The organism is Streptomyces litmocidini (assembly GCF_014649755.1).
GTDB classification, from domain to species: Bacteria; Actinomycetota; Actinomycetes; order Streptomycetales; family Streptomycetaceae; genus Streptomyces; species Streptomyces litmocidini.
The window spans coordinates 119,292-139,226 of sequence record NZ_BMTQ01000010.1 but is presented as its reverse complement, the minus strand read 5'-3'; the positions used below and the strand labels follow the sequence as shown (position 1 = coordinate 139,226).

Here is a 19,935-nt window from a genome sequence, read left to right as displayed (position 1 = left end):
TCACAGCCAGCCCTGGCGCTGCGCCTGCAGCGCCATCTGGAAGCGGCTCGTGGCGCCGAGCCGGGCCATGAGGACCTGGATCCGGCGGAAGAGCGTGCGGCGGCTGACCCCGATCTCCCGGGCGATGACCTCGTCGCCCGCCCCGCCCGCGAGCAGCCGCAGCAGCCGGCGGTCGGCCGGCAGCAGCCCGGCCGGCCGCACGGAACGGCCGTGCAGCGGCAGCGCGCTCTGCCAGGCCTGCTCGAACAGCGCCACGAGCGCCGACAGCAGGCCGCACGGCTGCACCACGAGCATGCTGTTGTGCACGTCGGCCTCCTTGATGGAGAGCGAGACCATGGCGTACGCGTCGTCGATGATCACCAGTTTCACCGGCACCGACGGCAGCACCCGCGCCTGCTCGCCCGCCTCCACGCACGGCTCGATCGACTCCTCCAGCTGCCCCGGGTGCTCCAGCGAGGCCTGGGAGTAGACGACCCGCTGCGTCACCCCGCGCGCCAGGGTCGCGAGGGCGTCGTCGGTGGCGCTCGGCAGCGGGAAGTACGGGGGAGAGTCCAGCTGCCGGATCTCCTCGCGCGCGCTGGCCCAGGCGTGCCGCATCCGGGGACCCACCGCGTCCCCCGTCACCACCTCGACGAGGTCGTCGTGGTACGCGGCGAGCCGCTGCCGCCGGAACGACTCGAAGGCGCCGCCGACGGTGATCCGCGACTCGTCGAGCTCGGCCGCCCGGTGCCGTCCCAGGATCTCCAGGCCCGCGGCGGGCGGCACCGGTGCCACCGGGTCCTGTCCGGCGGGGCTCGCCAGGCCCGCGTCGACGAGTTCCCCGTACGCCGCCGACAGTTCCGCACCGGCGAGACCGGCCGCCGAACCGATGGCGCTCAGCGGCGCGGGACCGAGTTCCAGGAGCCGGACGTAGACCCGGCGGGCCTCGTCGCCGATCCCGAGCAGCCGGAGGGCCTCACCGAGCTTCGCGTTCGCCATGGACCGCATTATCGGCCCGGCCCGGCAGCCCCCGCCGCCCGGGGCGTGGCCGATCCGTGCCACTGGCCGATCCGGGCACCCGGCGGCCCCGCTGCGCAGTACCGTCCGGGTGCCGTCGACGAGCGGCGGCCGAGAACGTACGGGAAGAAGGTGCAGGACGTGGCGAAGGGTCGCAAGAACGGCCTCTACGACGGCGTCTCCGAGGAGCTCTCCGCTCTGATGAGGACGGGATGGGCGGACACCGAGCGGCACGATCTCGAACCGGCCGAGCAGGCGCCGTACGCGGCCCGCCGCCGCGCCGCGCTCTCCGCGCTCTTCCCCGGCGAGCGCCTGATCGTCCCCTCGGGGAAGCTCAAGTACCGCTCCAACGACGACAACTACCCGTTCCGCCCGTACTCCGGCTACGTGCACATGACCGGCGACCAGACCCGCGACGGCGCGCTCGTCCTGGAGCCCCGCGCCGACGGCGGCCACGACGCCTACTGCTATCAGCTGCCCCGTGACAGCCGGGACGACGACGAGTTCTGGATCGGCTACACGGCCGAGCTGTGGATGGGCCGCCGCCGCTCCCTCGCCGAGTCCGCGACCGTCCTCGGCCTGCCCTGCCGCGACGTCCGCACCGTCACCGAGGACCTGGCCGCCGGCTCCGGCGTGCCGACCCGGATCGTCCGCGGCGTCGACCCGGCCCTGGAGGCCGCCGTCACCACCGACGAGGAGCGCGACTCCGAACTGGAGGGCGCGCTCAGCGACCTCCGCCTCGTCAAGGACGCGTGGGAGCTCGGCGAGATGCGCAAGGCGGTGGACTCCACCGTGCGCGGCTTCACCGACTGCGTCGCCGAGCTCTCCCGGGCGATCGCCTCGTCGGAGCGGTGGATCGAGGGCACCTTCTTCCGCCGCGCCCGCCTGGAGGGCAACCACGTCGGCTACGGCTCGATCTGCGCCGCCGGCGACCACGCCACGATCATGCACTGGACGAACAATGACGGCCCGGTGCGCCCCGGCGAGCTGCTCCTCCTCGACGCCGGCGTGGAGACGCACTCCCTCTACACCGCCGACGTCACCCGCACGCTGCCCATCAGCGGCACCTTCACCCCGGTGCAGCGCCAGGTGTACGACGCGGTGTACGAGGCCCAGGAGGCGGGCATGGCCGCGGTGAAGCCAGGCGCCCCGTACCGCGACTTCCACGAGGCGTCCCAGCGCCACCTGGCGGCCCGGCTCGTCGAGTGGGGCTTCATCGAGGGGCCCGTCGACCGCGCGTACGAGCTCGGCCTCCAGCGCCGCTTCACCATGGCGGGCACCGGTCACATGCTCGGGCTGGACGTCCACGACTGCGCGCAGGCCCGTACGGAGGAGTACGTCGACGGCGTCCTGGAGCCGGGCATGGTGCTCACGGTCGAGCCCGGCCTGTACTTCCAGCCGGACGACCTGACCGTGCCCGAGGAGTGGCGCGGCATCGGCGTCCGGATCGAGGACGACCTGGTCGTCACCGAGGAGGGCCACGAGAACCTGTCGGCCGGTCTGCCGCGCTCCTCGGCCGAGGTCGAGGCGTGGATGGCCCGGTACGCGGGCTGAGGTCCCGCGGCCCGCCCGCCGTGGTCCGGACGCGCGTCCGGACCACGTGCGCCCGAACGAGAGAAAGAGGAGCGGATCTTCACCGATTCAGGTGACAGCGGTCGAGGCGAAACGTCCCTCCCCGCGAGGGGGCGGCCACGCTCGACGTGACACATGGAGCCACCTTGTGGAGCGTCCGATGCAGCTGATTCCCCGTCACGACCCGTACCTCGTCGTCCGCTCGACCGGCGGTCTCACGGTCGCCGCCCTCCGGGGCGAGCTCGACCTCGTCCTGGTGCGGCACCTGCGGCCCGAGCTCGATGCCCTCGTCCGGGAGTCCGACGCCCTGACCGTCGACATCCGGCGCCTCTCCTTCTGCGACGCCACGGGACTGGGGCTCCTCGCCCACTGCGCCGGGCGCGTGCACCGGCGCGGTGCGCGCTGGCGACTCCTCTGCGACCAGCCGTGGATCCTGCGGCTCATCCGGCTGACCGCGCTGACCGACGTCCTCCGACCCGAGCCGGGGCCACCGGACTTCCTCGACGAGGCGGACACCGCCGTCGGTCTGCCGGACCCCCTCGGTCTGCCGGACCCGCTCGGTCTGCCGGACCCGCTCGGACGGCCGGATCCGGAGGGTCTGCCGGACCCGCTCGGTCTGCCACGTCCGGTCGCTCGGCCCGTTCCGACCGGGCCGGTGGCTCCGCCGCCGTCCGATCCGGCGTGACGGGACCCGTCACGTGGACGGGGGCCGAGAGGCGTTCGCCCGGCGCCCGGCCCGCAGCTTCGGCGGCCCGTGGCCTCCGTACGGCGCGACTCCGCGGCCCGCGCCTCGCCCGGGTGCCGTACGGACGTCTCCAGGACGACCCGCACCGCCTGGAGCCGGTGGTCCTGGAGGGCGTACCCGTCGGCCTCGCCGCGGATGCCGTCCGGCAGCAGGCCCCCCACGCGGACGTCGTCGATCCGGTTGTGCGGCCCCCTGTTCCCGACCGGTGAGGCGGCCCGCGGGTCCGGGTGGTGCGCGCGGAGGTCTCCCGGCCTTCCGGAGGGGCCGAAATCCCGTGGCGGGTCGGGCCCGTGGACGCCCTCGTCGTCGTCGACGTGCAGTCGGCCTTCGTCACCGGCGACGGGGCCGTGCCCGCCGCCGACCGCCTCGTCGACCGGACTGCCGACCTGATCGCCCGGGCCCGGCGGGAGGGGGCGTTCATCGCCCACCTGCAGAACGACGGGCCGCCCGGTGCCGAGGACGAACCGCACACGCCCGGCTGGGAACTCCACCACCCCGTGGAACCCGGACCGGCCGAGGTCGTGATCCGCAAGCCCCACGACGACGGCTTCCAGGAGACCCGGTTGGAGGCCGTGCTCACCGACGCGGGGATACGGGCCATCGCCGTCTGCGGGGTGATGTCGGAGATGTGCGTGCAGGCGACGGCCCGTACGGCCCTGGCCCTCGGCTACCGGGTCGTCGTCCCGCACGACGCCCACGCGACGCAGGACATCCCGGCGGCACCGGGGATCGGCGGGGCCGTGCCGGCCGCGACGGTCTCCCGCGTCGCGGCGTACGCCCTCGGGAGCGACGCCGAGACCACCGTCACGGCGGCCGGCGTCGCTTTCACGGCTCCTCGGCGCCCTTCGGCCCCGCCGCCCCGGCGGACGGCCCCGTAGGCCGACGCCGGGCCGGTCGTCCCTCAGTCCTCAGGTCGCGGCTGGATGCCCGCGAGGAGGTTGAAGGCGCCGGTGAGGAGGTTGAGGGTGACCACGCCGACCACTTCGGCGATCACCCGGTCGCTCCAGCCGTGCGCCCGCACCCCGGCGACGTCCTCGTCCGAGAGCGAACCCGGTTCGGCCAGGACCCGCAGGGCGAGGCCGATGAGGGCGGCCTCGCGCGGATCGGTCGACGTGCCCTGGCGGGCGAGTTCGACGTCGGTCTCGGTCAGCCCCGCCGCGCGCCCGGCCTCCCGGTGCGCCTCGCGGCAGGTGCCGCAGCCGATCCACTCCTGGACGGCGAGGGACAGCTTCTCGCTCAGGGCGCGGGGGATCTTCACCCTCCTCATGGCGCGCGAGAGGCCGAGATAGCCGTCGAGCAGCGCGGGCGAGTGCGCCATCGTGGACACCATCTCGCCGACGGAGCCGTGCCGTTCGACGATGTCGGTCAGCAGCTCGCGCGCGCGGCCGGGCGCCTGCTCGGGAGCGAGCGCGGTCAGTCTTCTCGTGGTCACGGAACCCCTCCTCTGTATACCCTTGGGGGGTATAACGCCATGGGGTGGTGAGAGGTTCCCGGGCCGCTCACGAGAAGGGCGGCGTTCTCCCGGACGTCCGGGAGAAGCGGCCCGGAGTGGTGCCCACGATCCGCTTGAACGAGCGGTTCAGGTGCGACTGGTCGTAGAACCCGGTCGCGGCCGCCACCTCGACCGGCGGCCGCCCCTCGAGCAGCAGGCGCCGGGCCCGGTCGATCCGGCGGGCCGTCAGGTACTGGTGCGGCGCGATGCCGAAGGCGCCGCTGAACGCCCGTACGAGATGGGCCGGGTGGGCGTGCAGCAGTCCGGCGGCCTCGTCCAGGGTCACGCCCTCGACGAGGCGTGCGTCGAGGAGCTCCCGCAGGTCGCGCGCCACACCGGGACCGGCTCCCCGCGCGGGCGTGACGAGCCGGGGCCGCAGGTGGCCGCGCAGCCGCTCGCCGATGAGGGCGAGACGGCTCTGCGCCTCCAGCTCGTCACCCGGCTCCGCGAGCGCGGTGTGCAACTGCCCGACGCGGCGCCGCAGCAGCGGGTCGACGAGGTCGGGCGCGTCGACCGCCGGACCGATGAGGCTCTCGTCCAGCTGGGTCAGGTCCAGGTACAGGACCCGCTTCCGGAAGCCGTCGGCGGTGGCGGGCGAGCCGTTGTGCGGGACCTGCGGCGGGAGCAGGGACACCGTGTCGCCGGGAGTGCCGCGCTCGTGCCGGTCGAGGTCGTAGCGGACCGCACCGTCGTCGACGATGAGCAGGGTCCACACGTCGTGCACGTGCATCGGGTACGCGTGCTCGGTGAAGCGGGCGTGGAACACCTCCACGACCCCGGGGACGTGCGGCCGCCACGCCGTGACCTGCTGCCGGGCCGCCGTACGGACCACCATGCAAGGAATGTACAAGACCGCGCGACGGGACCGGCGGCAGTCTCGGGGCATGACGACGACCGACGACACGCCCGTACGTTTCGACACCAAGATCGCCGTGCTGCTGCGCGAGGACCTGGAGACCTGGCAGCGGCTGAACGTGACGGCCTTCCTGGTCAGCGGACTCGGCACGGAGCTCCCCGAGGTGATCGGCGAGCCGTACGCCGACGCCGACGACACCCCGTACCTGCCGATGTTCCGACAGCCCGTCCTGGTCTTCGAGGGCACCGAGGAGACGCTGACCACCGCGCACGGCCGCGCCCTCTCCCGCGCGCTGCCCCGGGCGGTGTTCACGACCGACCTCTTCGCCACCGGCAACGACCGCGACAACCGCGCCGCCGTACGGGCCGTGGGCACCGGACGGCTCGATCTGGCCGGCCTCGCCGTGTACGGGCCGCGCAACGCGGTCGACAAGGTGCTGAAGGGAGCCCGGATGCACCCCTGAACCCCACGGGCCCCGGGGACCACCGGCCCCCGTGGCGCCGCGCCGGCCGGGCGAGGGCCTCCGCGCCGGCGCCCGGGACCCGCACCCACAGCGCGGGGCCGCCCACCGGCCGGGTCCACCGCCACCTTGATCGCCGCGGGCCGGACCATCACCTGGGGCGAGAACCGCCCCCTCCGCAGACCACCCCGGAACGGCTTCGACAGCATGCCGGCGGCCGTCGTCGAGCCCTCGGGAGACCGGCCACCAGGGGCCGGGACGGCGCCGTCGCCACAGCCCCGCGCCTCCGGGGCCCTCGCCACCGGCTGAGGCCGTTGTCGGCGGCGTGCCGTACAACTGAGAACCGAGAGGGACGGGAACAGGGGCGGGTACGGGGCAGGGGGACTGTACGTGGACACTTTCACGGATCCGGGGCGCGCCGACCGCGCGCCCTTCGCCGGACGCGAGCGCGCACTCGCCCGGCTCGACGGGCTGTCGCGCGCCCGGGCCGACGGGAGGGCCCCGGCGGCCGTGGACGTCACGGGCGAGCCGGGCATCGGGAAGACCCGCCTCCTCACCGAGTTCGCGGTACGGGCCAGGCGGTGCGGCGCGACCGTCCTGCACGGCCGGGCGGGCTCGGCCCCCGCGGACGGCACCCCCTACCAGCCCTTCGTGGACGCCTTCGCCGACCTGGACCCCCAGGACCACGCTACGGCACCGGACCTGGCCGGGCTCGCGGAACTCGTCGAGCACGCGGCGCCGGTGCGCCGGATCGCGGCGGCGCTGGGGCGGGTCCCGGCACCCGGGCTCGTGCTCCTGCTCGACGACCTCCACGGCGCGGACGCCTCCTCCGTCGCGCTCGTGGACCACCTCCTCCGGCACCCGCCGAGGGCGCCCCTCCTCCTCGTCCTGGCCCGGCGCGAGCGCCAGACACCACCCGCCCTGGCCTCCGCCCTCGCGCGCGCCGACGACGCGGGGACCCTCACGAGGCTGGTGCTGGGCCCGTTGACGCCCGAGGAGTGCGCCCAGGGGCCCGGCGCCGGGCTGCCGCCCGAGCAGGCGAGGGACCTCCACGCCGCCAGCGGCGGAAACCCGCTCTACCACCGCGCACTCGCCCTCACCCGGACGCACCGGGGCGGGGCGCCCGGCCCCGGACCGATGGCCGCCCTGTTCGACGAACTCGCCCCGCTGGGTCCGACGGAGCGGTCGCTCGTGGAGGCCACGGCGGTACTCGGCCCCCGCGCGACTCCCGAACTGCTCGCGGCCGTCACCCGCGAGGACGCCGGCGCGGACCCGCATCCGGCGCCCCGGCGGGGACCCGGCGGGGACGCGGGACGGCCGGCCGGGCAGGGGAGCGACGGAGAGCCGCGTCCGGCGGACCGGGAGGCTGCCGGTCCGGTCCCGGCGGGGATCGGCGGGGCGCCGTGCCCGTCCGTGCCGGCGGGGGTCGGCGCGGCGCTGCGGGAGCTCGTCCGGCGGGATCTCGTCCGGGCCGGGCACGACGGGCGTGTCCTCGCGCCCCGGCATCCCGCACTGTCCGAGCTGCTGCTGGGCGCACTCGATCCCTGGCGTCGCAGGGAGTTGCACCGGCGGGCCGCCGCGGCGCTCGCGGCGGCCGGAGCGCCCGTGACCGAGCGGGCCCCGCACCTCGTGCGGGCCGCGACCGTCTGGGATCCGGCCACGGCCGCCGAACTGGTCGAGGCCGCCGAGCGGATCACGGCGGCCGACCCCTCGCGCGCCGCCGACTGGCTGGGCGCCGTGCTCGACCTGCTGCCCGACGCCCCCGAACACCACGGCACCCGGCGTGAGCTGACGCTCAAGCGGGCCGGCGCCCTGGGCTCGGCGGGACGCGTCGCGGAGAGCCGGAACCTCCTCCACCACCTCATCGACGACGGCCGCGGCGAGGGAGGAACGGAGGACGCGGAGCCACGGACCTCGGCCGTGCTGCTCTGCGCGTTCACGGAGCGACACCTCGGCCGCTACCCCGAGGCGGACGCCCTGCTCCGCCGCGAACTGGCCCGGGCCCCCGGACCCCGGCCGGACCTGCGGACCCGGCTCGTCGTCGAGTGGGGCTGCCGCGCCCTGTTCGCCGCCCGCTACCCCGAGGTCCGCCACGTGGTCGCGGAGACCCTCGACGCGACCCGGCGGCACCACGACGACGCGGGGACGGCCGAGGTCCTGACGCTGACCGCCCTCGGCGAGGCGTACGAGGGCGAGACCGAGGCCGCCCGCGCCCACGCCGCCGAGGCCGCGGCGCTCACCGACTCCTTCACCGACGGCCGACTGGCCGACCACCCCGAGTCGTTGGTGCGCCTCGGCTGGAGCGAGGCCTTCCTGGAGCGGTACGGGGCGGCCGAGCGGCACGCCACCCGGGGCGTCGCGATGGCCCGCCGCGCCGGACGCCCCTTCGCCCTCTCGCAGCTCCTGCTCTGCTCGGCGTACGTCCACCTCCTGACGGGCCGGGTCGGCACCGCACTCGGCCAGGCCGAGGAGGCCCTCGCGGTGGCCCGCGCCCTGGGCGGCGCCGAACTCGTCGGCTTCAGCCGGGCGATCCGGGCCACGGTTCTCCTGCACGCCCGGCCGCTCGGCGACCCCGAGGTGACGGCCGCCGCCGAGGAGGCCGCGGCGACCGTCGGGACCGCCGAAGGCTGGTGGGCCACCCAGGCCCGCTGCATGCTCGCCCACACCGTCCCGCTCGACCGGGACCCGCACCGGGTGCGGGAGGTGCTCCTGCGCGCGGGGGGCGACCGGGACCTCTCCCGGCTCCAGCCCTCCCTGCGCCCCGGCTACCTCGAAGTCCTCACGGGCGCCGCCCTCGCCGCCGGGGACCTCCCGGAGGCCGAGCGGGCCGCCCGCAGGGCCCTCGCGGAGGCGGAGTCGCTCGGGCTGCCCGTCCAGAGGGGGGCGGCGCGGCGCGCCTGGGGCCGGGTCCTGGCCCGGCGGGGCGAACCGGCGGCCGCCGCGCGGACGTTCACCGAGGCGGCGGCGGACAGCGCGCGCTCCGGTGCGGTTCTGCGCGAGGCCCAGGGCCTGCTCCTCGCCGCCCCGCAGTTCCAGGCCTCGGGCGACGCGGAGCAGGCCGCCGGCTCCTGGCGCGCGGGCCGCCGGCTGGCGGTCGGGGCGGACGCCCGCATGCTCGTGGACCTGGCCGACCGCGTCCGGCCGGTGCCGTCCCGGGGCGACGGCACCGGCGGCAGGCTCGCCGTCCTCACCCCGCGCGAGCGGGAGATATCGGCCCTGGTGGCGGAGGGGCTCACCAACCGGGCCGTGGCCGACCTGCTCTGTCTGAGCCCCCGCACGGTCGAGAGCCACGTCGCCCGGGTCTACCGCAAGACGGGGGTGGAGACCCGAGCGGGACTGGCCTCGCTGGTCGTCCGGGACGAGAGGGCGACAGATCAGTCCTTGCGGGGATAGGTGGCGGTCACCCGGCCCTTGGCGTCGGCGGTCAGATAGGCCACGCCGTACGTGTCGGACAGGTAGACGCTGAGCCCCGCCTCGCTGCCGAGGAGCGTCGAACCCGGCGTGAGGACGAGGTAGCGGCTCGTCGGCTCGTCGACGCCGAGTTCCTTGTCGGCGCGCTTCATGAGCGCCGGGAGAGCGTCCCACGAGAACGCGTCCAGGTCGGCCGGGACGGCGCCCGGGAAGGCGGTGCCGCCGGGGCCCTGCCGGACGGCCACGTCACCGCCCCGGTACATGTACCGGTCGTACCGCTTCGTGCTGCCCTTGACCAGGCACTCGGCCACCGCGTAGTCCGGGTACACGACGAAGCTGGTGACCTTCGCCCCGCCCGAGGCCGCCTTGACGGCCGCCACCGCGGTCCGGACCCCGTCGGCCGTCAGCAGGTCGAGCTTCTCCGGGGCCGTCCCCTCCGCGGACGCCGACGCGGTGGCGGGGTGCTGCGCGGCCGGGCCCTGCCGCGAGGGCGCGGTGGTGCTCGGCCCGCTCCCCGGGCCGGCCGGCCGCCACTCCCCGTTCATCGCGGCCACGGGGATCCCGACGGCGAGCACGACGACGGCGGCCGCCCCCAGAAAGCGGCCGAGAGGCCCGCGCCGCCTCCGTCCGCCGCCGCCGGACGGCACGCCCGTCACCGGGGCGGTTCTCTCGGGAGGGGTTCCCGCCGGAGCGGTTCCCACCGGAGCTGCGTCCGCAGGGGAGACCGTCACCGGCGTGCCTGCCGCCGGCGTGGCCCCCACCGGTGCGAGGTCCACCGCCGCGCCTTCCGACACCGCGCCCTCCGGCGCGGTGTTCGGTGGTGCGATCCGGAACGAGGTCGTCCCTCCCGTTGCGGAGGCCGTCGTCCCCCCGGCCGCCGGGCCCTCCGCCACCGACCCCTCCGCCACCGGCCCCTCCGCCACCGAGCCCTCCGCAGAGGCGGCGGTCGCGACGGCCGTCAGCGCACGGTCGAGCTCGTCCGCGTCGGGCCGGGCGGCAGGGTCCCGTACGAGCAGCCGGGTCAGTACGCCGGTCAGCGCACCGGCCCGCAGGGGAGGGGGCACGTCGTCGGAGAGGACGGCGGCGAGGGTGGCCAGGGTGTTCTCCCGGCGCAGGGGGTGACGGCCCTCCACCGCCACGTACAGGAGCATGGCGAGCGACCAGAGGTCGGCGGCCGGGCCGCTCGTGCCGCCGCGGATCCGTTCGGGCGCCATGTAGTCGGGCGAACCGATGAGGGAGCCCGAGGCCGTCAGGACGGTGGACTCGCGGATCGCCGCGATGCCGAAGTCGGTGAGCACCGGCCGCCCGTCCGGCCGCAGAAGGACGTTGGCGGGTTTCACGTCGCGGTGCTCGATGTCCCGCTCGTGGGCGGCGCGCAGGGCGGACAGCAGCTCGCGGCCGAGCGCGGCGGCCTCGGCCGGTGTCATCGTGCCCCGTTCGAGCCGGTCCTGGAGGGAGCCGCCGGTGACCAGTTCCATCACGAGCCACGGGTAGGTGCCCTCGCCCGCGTCCACGATGTGATGGATCGTCACCACGTTGGGGTGGTCGATCCTGGCGAGGGCGCGTGCCTCGCGCAGCACGCGCGCCCGCAGGGTCCGGGCGCCCTCGACGTCGTGCTCCGCCATCGCGGGGTCCGGCGGGCGCACCTCCTTGACCGCCACGTCACGGTGGAGGGCCAGGTCGCGGGCGCGCCACACCGTCCCCATCCCCCCGCCGCCCAGCCGCTCCACCAGTTCGAAACGGCCGTCGATCACTCTGTTCACACGCACCCCTGTACTCGGGTCACTTCCTGCTCCTCACGGCGCCGCGGGCCGAGGGGACCGGTTCCGGCCCCGCCCACCTCGCCGTACACGTCCACCTGGTAGCGGCCGGGCGGCCCGTACGGTTCGGGCAGCCCGCGCAGCCACGCCCGGAGGCCGGCCGGCCCCTCGCCGTCGCCCGGCCGCGCGCGTCCCGCCTCCCGCCGGGCCTCCGCCTCGACCACCTCGGCGGCGGCCGCGCCCCACGCCTTCCGCACCTGCCGGGCGCGGGTGCGCAGGGAGCGCGCCGCGGCGGCGTGGTCACCGGCCGACCGCCACAGGTCGGCGGCCCGCTCATGGGCACGGGCCGCCTTCTCCGGCGACCCCGCCGCGCCGAGCGCACGCGCCGTGAGCTCGCTCAGGGCCGCGCCGTGGCGCAGGTCGTCCCACCTGCGGGCCTCCGCCGCCACGCGCGCGAACTCCCGGGCCGCGCGGCCGGGTTCGCCGAGGCCCAGCGCACAGAACGCGAGCCAGGCCCCGGCCCGTACGCGCGCCGCCTCATGGCCGTAGCCGTAGCCGTAGCAGTCTCCGTCGCCGGCCTCGGCCTCGGCGAGGCCGGACAGGACCTCCCTCAGGAGGGCGGAGGCCTGTCGCCACCGGCCGCGCTCGGCCCGCGCGATGCCGAGCGCGAGGCGGGCGAGGACGCTCAGCCGCCCGTCCCCGGCCACCGAGTCGGCATGCCGGACGGCCTCGCCGAGGAGGGAGACCTCTTCGTCCCCGGCCGGGCGGCCGGGGGCTCCGGCGGGTGTGCGCGCGAGGGCGAGACAGAGCCGCGCCCGGTCGGCACGGCACCCCCTGGAGGCCGTCGTGCCGAGAGCGGCACGGAGGAGCGCGGCCGCCTCCTGACGGGCGCCGGTGGCACGGAGCAGGCCGGTGAGGAGGAGCACGCCCTCGGCGGCCGGCCACGGTCGGCCCCCGGCGCGGTGGTCCGCCATCGCGGTCCGCAGGTGGACGAGGGCGGCGGCCGGGTCGTCGGGCGCGGTGACGCGGCCGAGCAGCGTACGGGCCTCGGCGAGCACGCCGAGGGCGGCCGGGCTCGTCCGGTGCGGTGCGACGAAGGAGACGAGCCGCGCGAGATCCGCGCGCAGCGCGGCGGCCTCGGCGACCGGGTCGGGTCCCGTGTCGAGGAGGTCCGCGCGGGCCCGGCAGCGCAGCAGGAGCACCGTCGCGGTCTCGGCGGCGGTGGCCCGCCCGACGGCGTGCAGGGCGGTCGCCCGCTTGCCCAGCTCCCCGAGACCGGCGCAGACCGTCGCCCCCGGCTCCGGGGCACCGAGCAGCGCCCGCGCGCGCGAGACCAGCGCCTTGCCGTGCTGCCCGGACCGTTCGTGCAGGTCGGCGGCGCGGGAGAAGAGCGGGGCCGCCGCCTGCCGGGCGCGGCCCCGGCAGGCGAACGCGGTCGCGTCCAGGGCGTCGGCGTGGTCACCGGGCGTGAGGGAGCCGCCGACGCGCCACAGGGCCGGCGCCGCCCGTTCCCAGGCGCCGCCGGCCGAGGGATGCCCCTCGGCGGTGAGCCGCCGGGCCCGGCGCAGCAGCTCGTACGCGTCCTCCGGCTCCTTGCCGCGGCCGGGCCCCCGGTCGTACGGCGACGCGCCGAGACGGAACTCCTCGGGCGAGCGGCTGCTCATGCGGGCTGCTCCGGGGGACTGGATGGGGGAGCCGACGTTCATGGCCAGGACGTCGGATACGAACAGGGGATCCCGAAGACGAAGGGAAGTGAGCCGAGACGAGGGGGCGCGGAGGCACGCCCGTCCACACAGGTCGGACCGACTCTCGCATCCCCGCCCCGCCCCGCACATCCGTAGAACTACGGAACCCCGCGCCGACCCCGCCGTCCCTCCCCTCGGCACCCCGCCCCCACCCCCCACCCCCGCCCCGCGGCGCCCCCACCCAGTACCCCACCCGCCCCCGCGCCGCCCCCACCGGCCCGGACGAGCACAACGGCCCTACCGATCGGCCGCACTGCGGAGCGCCCGCCCCCGCCTCCTCGGCTAGGGTGATTCGGTAGGGATTGCGCCCCCCGGGGCCGGGCCGATGCGTAGGTCGAGGCGTGGAGACTCATCAGTCGTCGAGCAGGGTCCCGCAGCCGCCCCGTGCGGCCGTCGGGGACGCGGGCGTGCTCCGCGAACTGCTGCCGATCGCCCTCTGGCGGGAGGACGCCGAGGGCCGCATCGTCGAGTGGTCGCTCGCCGCGCAGGACCTCCTCGGCCACCGGCCGGAGCACGTCCTCGGAAGGCTCGCCACCCCGCTCCTCGTCCCCGACGCCAACCGTGAGCTCGCCGACCGGCTCACCCACCGCGTCCAGTCGGGCGAGACCATGGTCGGCACGCTGCCCGTCCGGCACCGCGACGGCCACACGGTCGCCATGGAGATGTGGATCGTCCCGGCCGCCGACCCCGAGGGACGCCCGGGGGCGATGCTCATCGCGGTGGAGACCTCCGAGGTCCTGCGGATGCGGGAGAACCTGGCGGCGATGGAGAGCCTCTTCACCCAGTCGCCCATAGGGCTCGCCCTCCTCGGCCCCGACCTGCGCTTCCTGCGCGTCAACGACGCCCTGGCGCGGATGAACGGCGTGTCGGCCGCCCGGCACGTGGGCCGCCGGCTCACCGAGGTCGTGCCCGGCGTCAACGCCGCCGGGCTCGAATCGCTCATGCGCCAGGCACTGGAGAGCGGCAGGGCCGTGGTGGACGCCCGCCGGGTCGGCCGTACCCCCGCCGACCCCGACCGGGACCACATCTGGTCCTGCTCGTACGCCCCGCTCGTCGACCGCACCGAATCCCGGCCGCTCGGGCTCATCGCCTCCCTCGTCGACATCACCGAGAGCCAGGAGGCGCACATCGAGGTCGAGCGCGCCCGTCGGCGCTTCGCCCTGCTCGCCGAGGCCGGCGCCCGGATCGGCACCACCCTGGACCTGAAGCAGACCGCCGGGGAGGTCGTCGACTTCCTCGTGCCCCAACTCGCCGACTCGGCCGACGTGCAGATGCTGGAGTCCGTCCTCGAACCCGACGATCCCGCCGAGTCCAACCGGGGCGTGCTGCGCAGGCTCGCGGCCCGCTTCCCCGACCCGACCGCGCCCACGGCCCTGCTCACCCCGGGCCAGACCTTCCAGATCCCCCTCGACACCGTGTACGAGCAGGTCATCGACCGCGGACTGCCCACGAACCTCTGCACGACCGACATCCCGGAGCTCTTCACCGATCCGCGCACCGAAGCGCTCCAGACGTACCTCGCCACCCGCATCGGCTCGGCCCGGCTGGTCCCCCTGGTGGCCCGGGGGCAGGTGCTCGGGGCGGTCACGGTGACCCGGCTGAAGACCCGTGAGCCCTTCGACGCGCAGGACCGGGTCCTCATCGACGAGGTCGTCGCCCGGGCCGCCCTCAACATCGACAACGCCCGCCTCTACACCACCCAGCGGGAGGCCGCCCTCACCCTGCAGCGCAGCCTCACCAACAACGAGCTTCCCGCCGTCACCGGCCTGGAACTCACCGGCCGCTACCTCCCCGCCAGCTCCCACGACGTCGGCGGCGACTGGTTCGACGTCATCGCGCTGCCCGGCGGCCGGACGGGCCTCGTCATCGGCGACGTCATGGGCCACGGCATCCACGCCGCCGCCGTCATGGGTCAACTGCGCACCGCCGTGAGGACCCTGGCCCGTCACGACATCGCACCGGCCCGCATGCTCAGGTCCCTGGACGCGGTCGTGGCCGATCTCGGCGAGGACGAGATGGCGACCTGCGTCTACGCGGTCCACGACCCGGCCACCGGCGGCTGGGTCATCGCCCGCGCCGGCCATCCGCCGCCGGCCGTCGCCACCTCGGACGGCACCGTCACCTTTCTCGACGGACCGCCCGGGACCCCGCTGGGCACCGGAGCGCACGACTTCGGTACGGAGGAGGTCGCCCTGCCCGGGGGCGGACTCCTCGTCCTCTACACGGACGGTCTCATCGAGGCCCGCGACCGCGACCTCGACCAGGGCATGCGGCAGCTCGCCGAGGCGCTGCGCCCCCTGGACCGGCCGCTGGACACGCTGTGCGACGACGTCCTCAGGCGGCTCCTGGCGGGCCCCGCCCAGGACGACGTGGCGATGCTCCTCGCCCGCACCACCCGCTGAACCCGGCCGGCCGGCCCCGACCCGCCGGACGAGCCCTACGCGCGCAGCCGGTACAGGTCGCGGAGGAGGGCGATCTCGGCCCCGTGGTGCAGGAGTTCCTGGTTCATCCACCAGACGATCTCCAGGAAGGGGTCCTCCGGATCGCTGCCGTGCGGGTAGGTGCAGTGGCCCACCGTGTCGAGCGCCTCGTCGTCGACGGACAGCAGCGCCTCGCGCCACGCGGTCGCGGCGGCGTCGAAGGCCGGCAGGGCGGTGGCGACGTCCCCGCAGACGGGGAAGTCGTCACGGGTCAGGCGGCGGCTGCCGTGCGTGTGGTCGGCGCGGAGCGCGAGCATCTCGGAGAGGTGGCTCAGCCGCCAGGCGATCGTCGTGAACGGCGGCGGCGCGGGGTGCGGCGGGGGCGTCGTGTCCCGGCCCCACGCGCCGGCGCCCACCAGGACGGTCGCGCGCGGCCCCGGGCCGTCGGCGTGCCGCCGGACGGACCAGCAGTCGGGCACCGGCTCCCAGAGGTACTCCGCGTCGGTGATCGGACCGACTTCGACGTCCGTCCCGTTTCCGCTGTCCATCACCGGTCCCGTCAGCCGGTCGACGAGCCGCCGCCGGGCGAAGTCGAACTGGTCGAGGAGGGGGACGAGTCGCTCGGGCAGGGGCACGGGACGCTCCGGATCGCACGGGGACGGGACCGTCGTACCCTGCCACGGGAGCCCGCCCGGCGCCCGCGAACAAGGGGTTCCGGACGGCCCTGGACCCCCCGTGGGGGTGGGCCGTCGGGTTCAGGACCGGTCGATGTGCACGCTGGTCGACTTCACGCGGGCGGTGGCCCGCACGCCGACCTCCAGGCCCAGCTCCTCCACCGCCTCGCGGGTGAGCAGCGAGACGATCCGGTGCGGACCGGCCTGGATCTCGACCTGGGCGGCGACGTCGCCGAGTTTGACGGCGGTCACGATCCCGGGGAAGGCGTTGCGGGCCGAGGTGTACGGTTCCTCCCCGTCGCCGCCGGCGCCCTGCCCGACCTCGACGGAGAAGGCGGCCAGATCGCGGCCGTCGATGAGCCGCCGGCCGTTCTCGTCGCGGTGGGTCGCGACCCGGCCCGCGTCGGCCCAGCGGCGTGCCGTGTCGGGGCTGACGCCCAGCAGGCGCGCCGCCTGCCCGATGGTGTAGGACTGCATGCCGGTCACGCTAGGCCGTACGGAATCCCCCCTGCAAGGCGCGGAAGGCCGCACGACGACGGTCGCCGGACCACGGGGCGGGCCGACCGGACGGAGCGGGGCTCAGGCCGTGCCCGGCCGCCGTCCGACCGCCTCGACCAGCGGCTCAGGCCGTGCCCGACCGCCGTCCGACCGCCTCGACCAGCGGCAGCAGCCGGTGCGCCACCCGCTCCCGCAACGCGATCTCGGTACGGGTGCGGACCACCCCGGGCAGCCGGATCAGCCGCTGGATGACGTCCTCCAGGTGCCCGGCGTCCCGTGCCACCACCCGGGTCAGGAGATCACCGCCGCCGGTGATGGAGAAGGCCTCCACGATCTCCGGCACGCCCGCGAGCGCGTCGCCGACCTCGTCGAGGTGACCCTGCGTCACCTCGACGTGCACGAAGGCGAGCACCGGGTGCCCCAGCGCGGCGGGGGAGAGGACCGGCCCGGTCGCCGTGATCACCCCGTCCCGCTCCAGGCGGTCGATCCTCGCCTGCACGGTGCCCCGAGCCACCCCCAGGATCCGTGCGTACTCGCGCACGCTGGTCCTCGGCTGCTCGATGAGCAGCCGCAGGATCCGCGTGTCGAGTGCGTCCACCGCCATGCCCCGTCGGCCTCCTCCGCCCCGGTCCGTCCGATGTCCGACTGTACCCACGCCCTCGGGAGGTGCCGCGCCCGTGCCCCGGCAGGAGTACGTACCCCTCTGCGGGGAGGTCCCCCGGTCGGCCGAAGCGACGGAGACGAAGGACGCGCCCGAAACCGTCGTCCTCCGATCCCGGCGCGCTCCCCCGGCCGGGCGCCCGGCCCGGGTCGTACGAGCCCGGGCCTCCCCGCAGGCCGACCGCGCGGACCTCCGGGGCGCGCCCCACCGTCCGCGGACCCGGCGTGCCCCACCGTCCGCGGACCCGGCGTGCCCCGCACCGTTCCGGAGCGGGGCGGAAGGCGCCGGTGCCCTCCGGTTCGGTTCGCGAGGCGGCGCGATCTGGGAGAGGCTCGTCGGAACCGGCTGAGGCGCGGCCGGGCACTTCCGGCGGGAGCGACGACGAGTGGACACGGACGGCGGGCAGGATCCGGCGGGCACGTCCCCGCCCGGGGCGGCCGACCCCTGGAACGCGGAGACCGCGTGGGGCGACGCCGTCCTGGACGCGGTGTTCACCCAGTCCGACATCGGAGTCCACGTACTCGACACGGACCTGCGCGTCGTCCGGGTGAACGCCGTCGCCGCCGGAGTCCACGGCATCCCCGCCGACCGCATGCTCGGCATGCCCGCCGTCGAGGCGTACGCCTCGTTCGCCGGCGTGCACGTCGACGAGGCCGCCCTGCGCGAGGTCCTCGCGACGGGCCGTTCCACGACCGAGCGGCGCGTCATCGGCCGCCCGCCCGGCGCCGAACACGCCGAACGCGTCTACTCGGCCTCCGCCCACCGCCTCCAGGACGACACGGGCCGGGTCCTCGGCGTGGTCGTGACCAGCACCGACGTCACCGACCGCGAACGGGCCCACGCCCGCCTGCGGCTCCTGCACGAGGCGCACGAGCGGATCGGCACCGGCCTCGACGTGGAGCGCACCGCACGGGAGCTCGTCGACGTGACCGTGCCGGCGTTCGCCGACTCCGTCGTGGTCGCCCTCACCGACGCCGTCCTGCGGGGGCAGGACCCGGCCCTCCAGTCCCGGGACACGGTCCCGCTGCTGCGCTGCACCGCCACCGGCGGCACGGGGACCGGACCGGAGTGCCCGCCGGCCGGTGCCGTGCTGCTGCCGGGCCTCTTCGGGGACGGGGAGCCGACGCCCGCCCGTCCCCTCCCTCCGGCGGCGACGAGCGACGAGGGGGCGGCGCGTCTCGTGGTGCCGCTGACCCTGCGCGGGCAGATCTTCGGAGCGGTCGCCTTCCAGCGCCTCGTCGGCGGGGAGCCGTACGGACCCGAGGACCGCGCCCTCGCCGACGCCCTCGCGTCCCGTACCGCCGGCTGCCTGGAGAACGCGCTCCGGTACACCCGCGAGCACATCGTCATGACCGCCCTGCAGAGCTGGCCGCCGCCCAAGGAGGAGGCCACCCAGAGCGCCGTCGACGTGGCCGGCCGCCACCGGCCCGGTGGCAGCGGCGCCGGTTCCTGGTGCGACGTGATCCCCCTGCCGGGTGCGCGCGTCGCCCTCGTCGTGGGACAGGTGGAGTCCTCGGGGGCCGGGGCCGTCGCGACCATGAGCCGGCTGCGCACCGCCGTCCACAGCCTGACCACGCTCGACCTCGACCCGCACGAACTGCTCGCCCGCCTCCACGCGACCACCCTCCGGTTCGCGGCGGAGGGCCTCGCCGCGGAGGGCTCCACCGTCGAGGGCCTCCCGGCGGAAGGCCCCGCGGTGGAGGGCCCCGCGGTGGAAGGCCCCGCGGTGGAGGGCCCCGCGGTGGAAGGCCCCGCCGGGGAGGGGGAGGCGTCCCCCGCCGGCGCGCCCGACGCGCCGCCCCCCGACGCCCACCCCACCGCCGGCTGCACGATCGCCGTCCACGACCCCGTCGACGGGCGGCTCGACGTCGCGCGCGCCGGCGCCTCCCTGTTCGTCGTCGTCCACCCCGACGGGACGGTGGACACCCGGCCGCTCGACGACGGGCCCCTGCTGGGCGGCGAGGGTCCGCCGTTCGCCTGCGCGACGCTCCACCTGCCCGAGGGCAGCACCCTCTGTCTGGCGTCCGACGGCGAGGAGCCCCGGACGGAGGACCTCATGGCCGCCTTCGCCCACCCGGAACGCGACCCGGAGGCGATGGCCGACGACGTGGAACGGCTCCTCGCCCCCGACCGGGTCCTGCTCGTCGCCCGCACCCGCCACCTGCCGCCGGACGAGCTCGCCCAATGGGAGATCCCCCACGACCTGTCCGCCGTGGGGACGGCGCGGGCCCGCGCCGAGGAACAGCTCGGGCGGTGGAAGCACCCCGCCGACCCGTTCGCGGTGGCGCTCGTCGCCAGCGAACTCGTCACCAACGCCCTCCGCCACGGCGCGGCCCCGATCGTCCTCCGCCTGATCGCCGACGGCCCGTCCCTGACCTGCGAGGTGAGCGACGCCGGCCAGGCCGCGCCCCACCTCCGTCACGCCAAAGCCGTCGACGAGGGCGGCCGGGGGCTCCTGATCTGCGCCTCCCTCGCGGACAACTGGGGCGTGCGGTACACCGACGTCGGCAAGACCGTCTGGGCCGAACTGGGCGGGGACGGCGTCTAGGGCCCGCCGGACCGGGCCCCGGGCCCGGCACGATCCGAAAGGCGCCACCAAAGAGGCGGTCCGCCGTGCGGCGGCCGACCGCCAGGTCCTCGGGACC

At 76.1% G+C, this 19,935-nt stretch carries 16 protein-coding genes; 8 read left to right on the top strand and 8 right to left on the bottom strand.

Annotated elements, in window-relative coordinates:
• Positions 1-978, bottom strand: coding sequence for a helix-turn-helix domain-containing protein (locus tag IE180_RS21920; RefSeq protein WP_190158624.1), 978 nt, complete (start codon positions 976-978; stop codon positions 1-3).
• A 159-nt stretch (positions 979-1,137) separates the two neighbouring features.
• Between IE180_RS21920 and IE180_RS21915 the strand changes: the two genes are divergently transcribed.
• The 4 genes from IE180_RS21915 (at position 1,138) to IE180_RS21900 (ending at position 4,191) form a co-directional block, all read left to right on the top strand.
• Positions 1,138-2,550, top strand: coding sequence for an aminopeptidase P family protein (locus IE180_RS21915; RefSeq protein WP_190158623.1), 1,413 nt, complete (start codon positions 1,138-1,140; stop codon positions 2,548-2,550).
• A 178-nt stretch (positions 2,551-2,728) separates the two neighbouring features.
• Positions 2,729-3,253, top strand: coding sequence for an STAS domain-containing protein (locus IE180_RS36630; protein WP_229860737.1), 525 nt, complete (start codon positions 2,729-2,731; stop codon positions 3,251-3,253).
• Positions 3,254-3,366: 113 nt separating this feature from the next.
• On the top strand, positions 3,367-3,522 hold the full coding sequence (locus IE180_RS21905) for a hypothetical protein (RefSeq protein WP_190158622.1): 156 nt from the start codon (positions 3,367-3,369) through the stop codon (positions 3,520-3,522).
• A gap of 81 nt (positions 3,523-3,603) precedes the next feature.
• The gene (locus IE180_RS21900) at positions 3,604-4,191 is read left to right on the top strand and encodes an isochorismatase family protein (protein ID WP_308434432.1); all 588 of its coding nucleotides are present in this window, start codon (positions 3,604-3,606) and stop codon (positions 4,189-4,191) included.
• A 23-nt stretch (positions 4,192-4,214) separates the two neighbouring features.
• Here the strand turns inward: IE180_RS21900 and IE180_RS21895 are convergent, their stop codons facing one another.
• Both IE180_RS21895 and IE180_RS21890 read right to left on the bottom strand, forming a co-directional pair.
• Positions 4,215-4,745 carry a carboxymuconolactone decarboxylase family protein gene (locus tag IE180_RS21895; RefSeq protein WP_190158621.1) on the bottom strand — a complete coding sequence of 177 codons (531 nt, stop codon included), beginning with the start codon at positions 4,743-4,745 and terminating at the stop codon, positions 4,215-4,217.
• A 67-nt stretch (positions 4,746-4,812) separates the two neighbouring features.
• Complete coding sequence (locus IE180_RS21890) at positions 4,813-5,640, bottom strand: helix-turn-helix transcriptional regulator (RefSeq protein ID WP_229860735.1); 828 nt, start codon at positions 5,638-5,640, stop codon at positions 4,813-4,815.
• Here IE180_RS21890 and IE180_RS21885 point away from each other — a divergent pair.
• Positions 5,639-6,124: a DUF2000 domain-containing protein gene (locus IE180_RS21885; protein WP_190158619.1), complete on the top strand. Its 486-nt coding sequence runs from the start codon at positions 5,639-5,641 to the stop codon at positions 6,122-6,124. The genes IE180_RS21890 and IE180_RS21885 overlap by 2 nt on opposite strands.
• 387 nt (positions 6,125-6,511) lie before the next feature.
• Entirely contained in the window at positions 6,512-9,514 is a 3,003-nt protein-coding gene (locus IE180_RS21880; protein WP_190158618.1) for a helix-turn-helix transcriptional regulator, read from the top strand.
• Here the strand turns inward: IE180_RS21880 and IE180_RS21875 are convergent.
• Positions 9,496-11,238 carry a serine/threonine-protein kinase gene (locus IE180_RS21875; RefSeq protein WP_229860757.1) on the bottom strand — a complete coding sequence of 581 codons (1,743 nt, stop codon included), beginning with the start codon at positions 11,236-11,238 and terminating at the stop codon, positions 9,496-9,498. The two genes, IE180_RS21880 and IE180_RS21875, sit on opposite strands and share 19 nt — an antisense overlap.
• Positions 11,239-11,291: 53 nt before the next feature.
• Positions 11,292-12,956, bottom strand: coding sequence for a hypothetical protein (locus IE180_RS21870; RefSeq protein ID WP_190158616.1), 1,665 nt, complete (start codon positions 12,954-12,956; stop codon positions 11,292-11,294).
• A 422-nt stretch (positions 12,957-13,378) separates the two neighbouring features.
• Here IE180_RS21870 and IE180_RS21865 point away from each other — a divergent pair, with 422 nt between their 5' ends.
• Positions 13,379-15,439 (top strand): SpoIIE family protein phosphatase, encoded by a 2,061-nt coding sequence (locus tag IE180_RS21865; protein ID WP_190158615.1) that lies wholly within the window; start codon positions 13,379-13,381, stop codon positions 15,437-15,439.
• Positions 15,440-15,474: 35 nt separating this feature from the next.
• Here IE180_RS21865 and IE180_RS21860 read toward each other — a convergent pair whose 3' ends face one another.
• The 3 genes from IE180_RS21860 to IE180_RS21850 form a co-directional block, all read right to left on the bottom strand.
• Positions 15,475-16,092, bottom strand: coding sequence for a DinB family protein (locus tag IE180_RS21860; RefSeq protein WP_190158614.1), 618 nt, complete (start codon positions 16,090-16,092; stop codon positions 15,475-15,477).
• Between the two features lie 120 nt (positions 16,093-16,212).
• Positions 16,213-16,608, bottom strand: coding sequence for a TOBE domain-containing protein (locus tag IE180_RS21855; protein ID WP_190158613.1), 396 nt, complete (start codon positions 16,606-16,608; stop codon positions 16,213-16,215).
• Between the two features lie 145 nt (positions 16,609-16,753).
• On the bottom strand, positions 16,754-17,233 hold the full coding sequence (locus tag IE180_RS21850; RefSeq protein ID WP_190158612.1) for an Lrp/AsnC family transcriptional regulator: 480 nt from the start codon (positions 17,231-17,233) through the stop codon (positions 16,754-16,756).
• Positions 17,234-17,675: 442 nt separating this feature from the next.
• On the opposite strand from IE180_RS21850, the gene IE180_RS21845 reads away from it, so the two are divergent.
• Entirely contained in the window at positions 17,676-19,838 is a 2,163-nt protein-coding gene (locus tag IE180_RS21845) for a SpoIIE family protein phosphatase (protein WP_190158611.1), read from the top strand.
• The last annotated feature ends 97 nt before the right edge of the window (positions 19,839-19,935 follow it).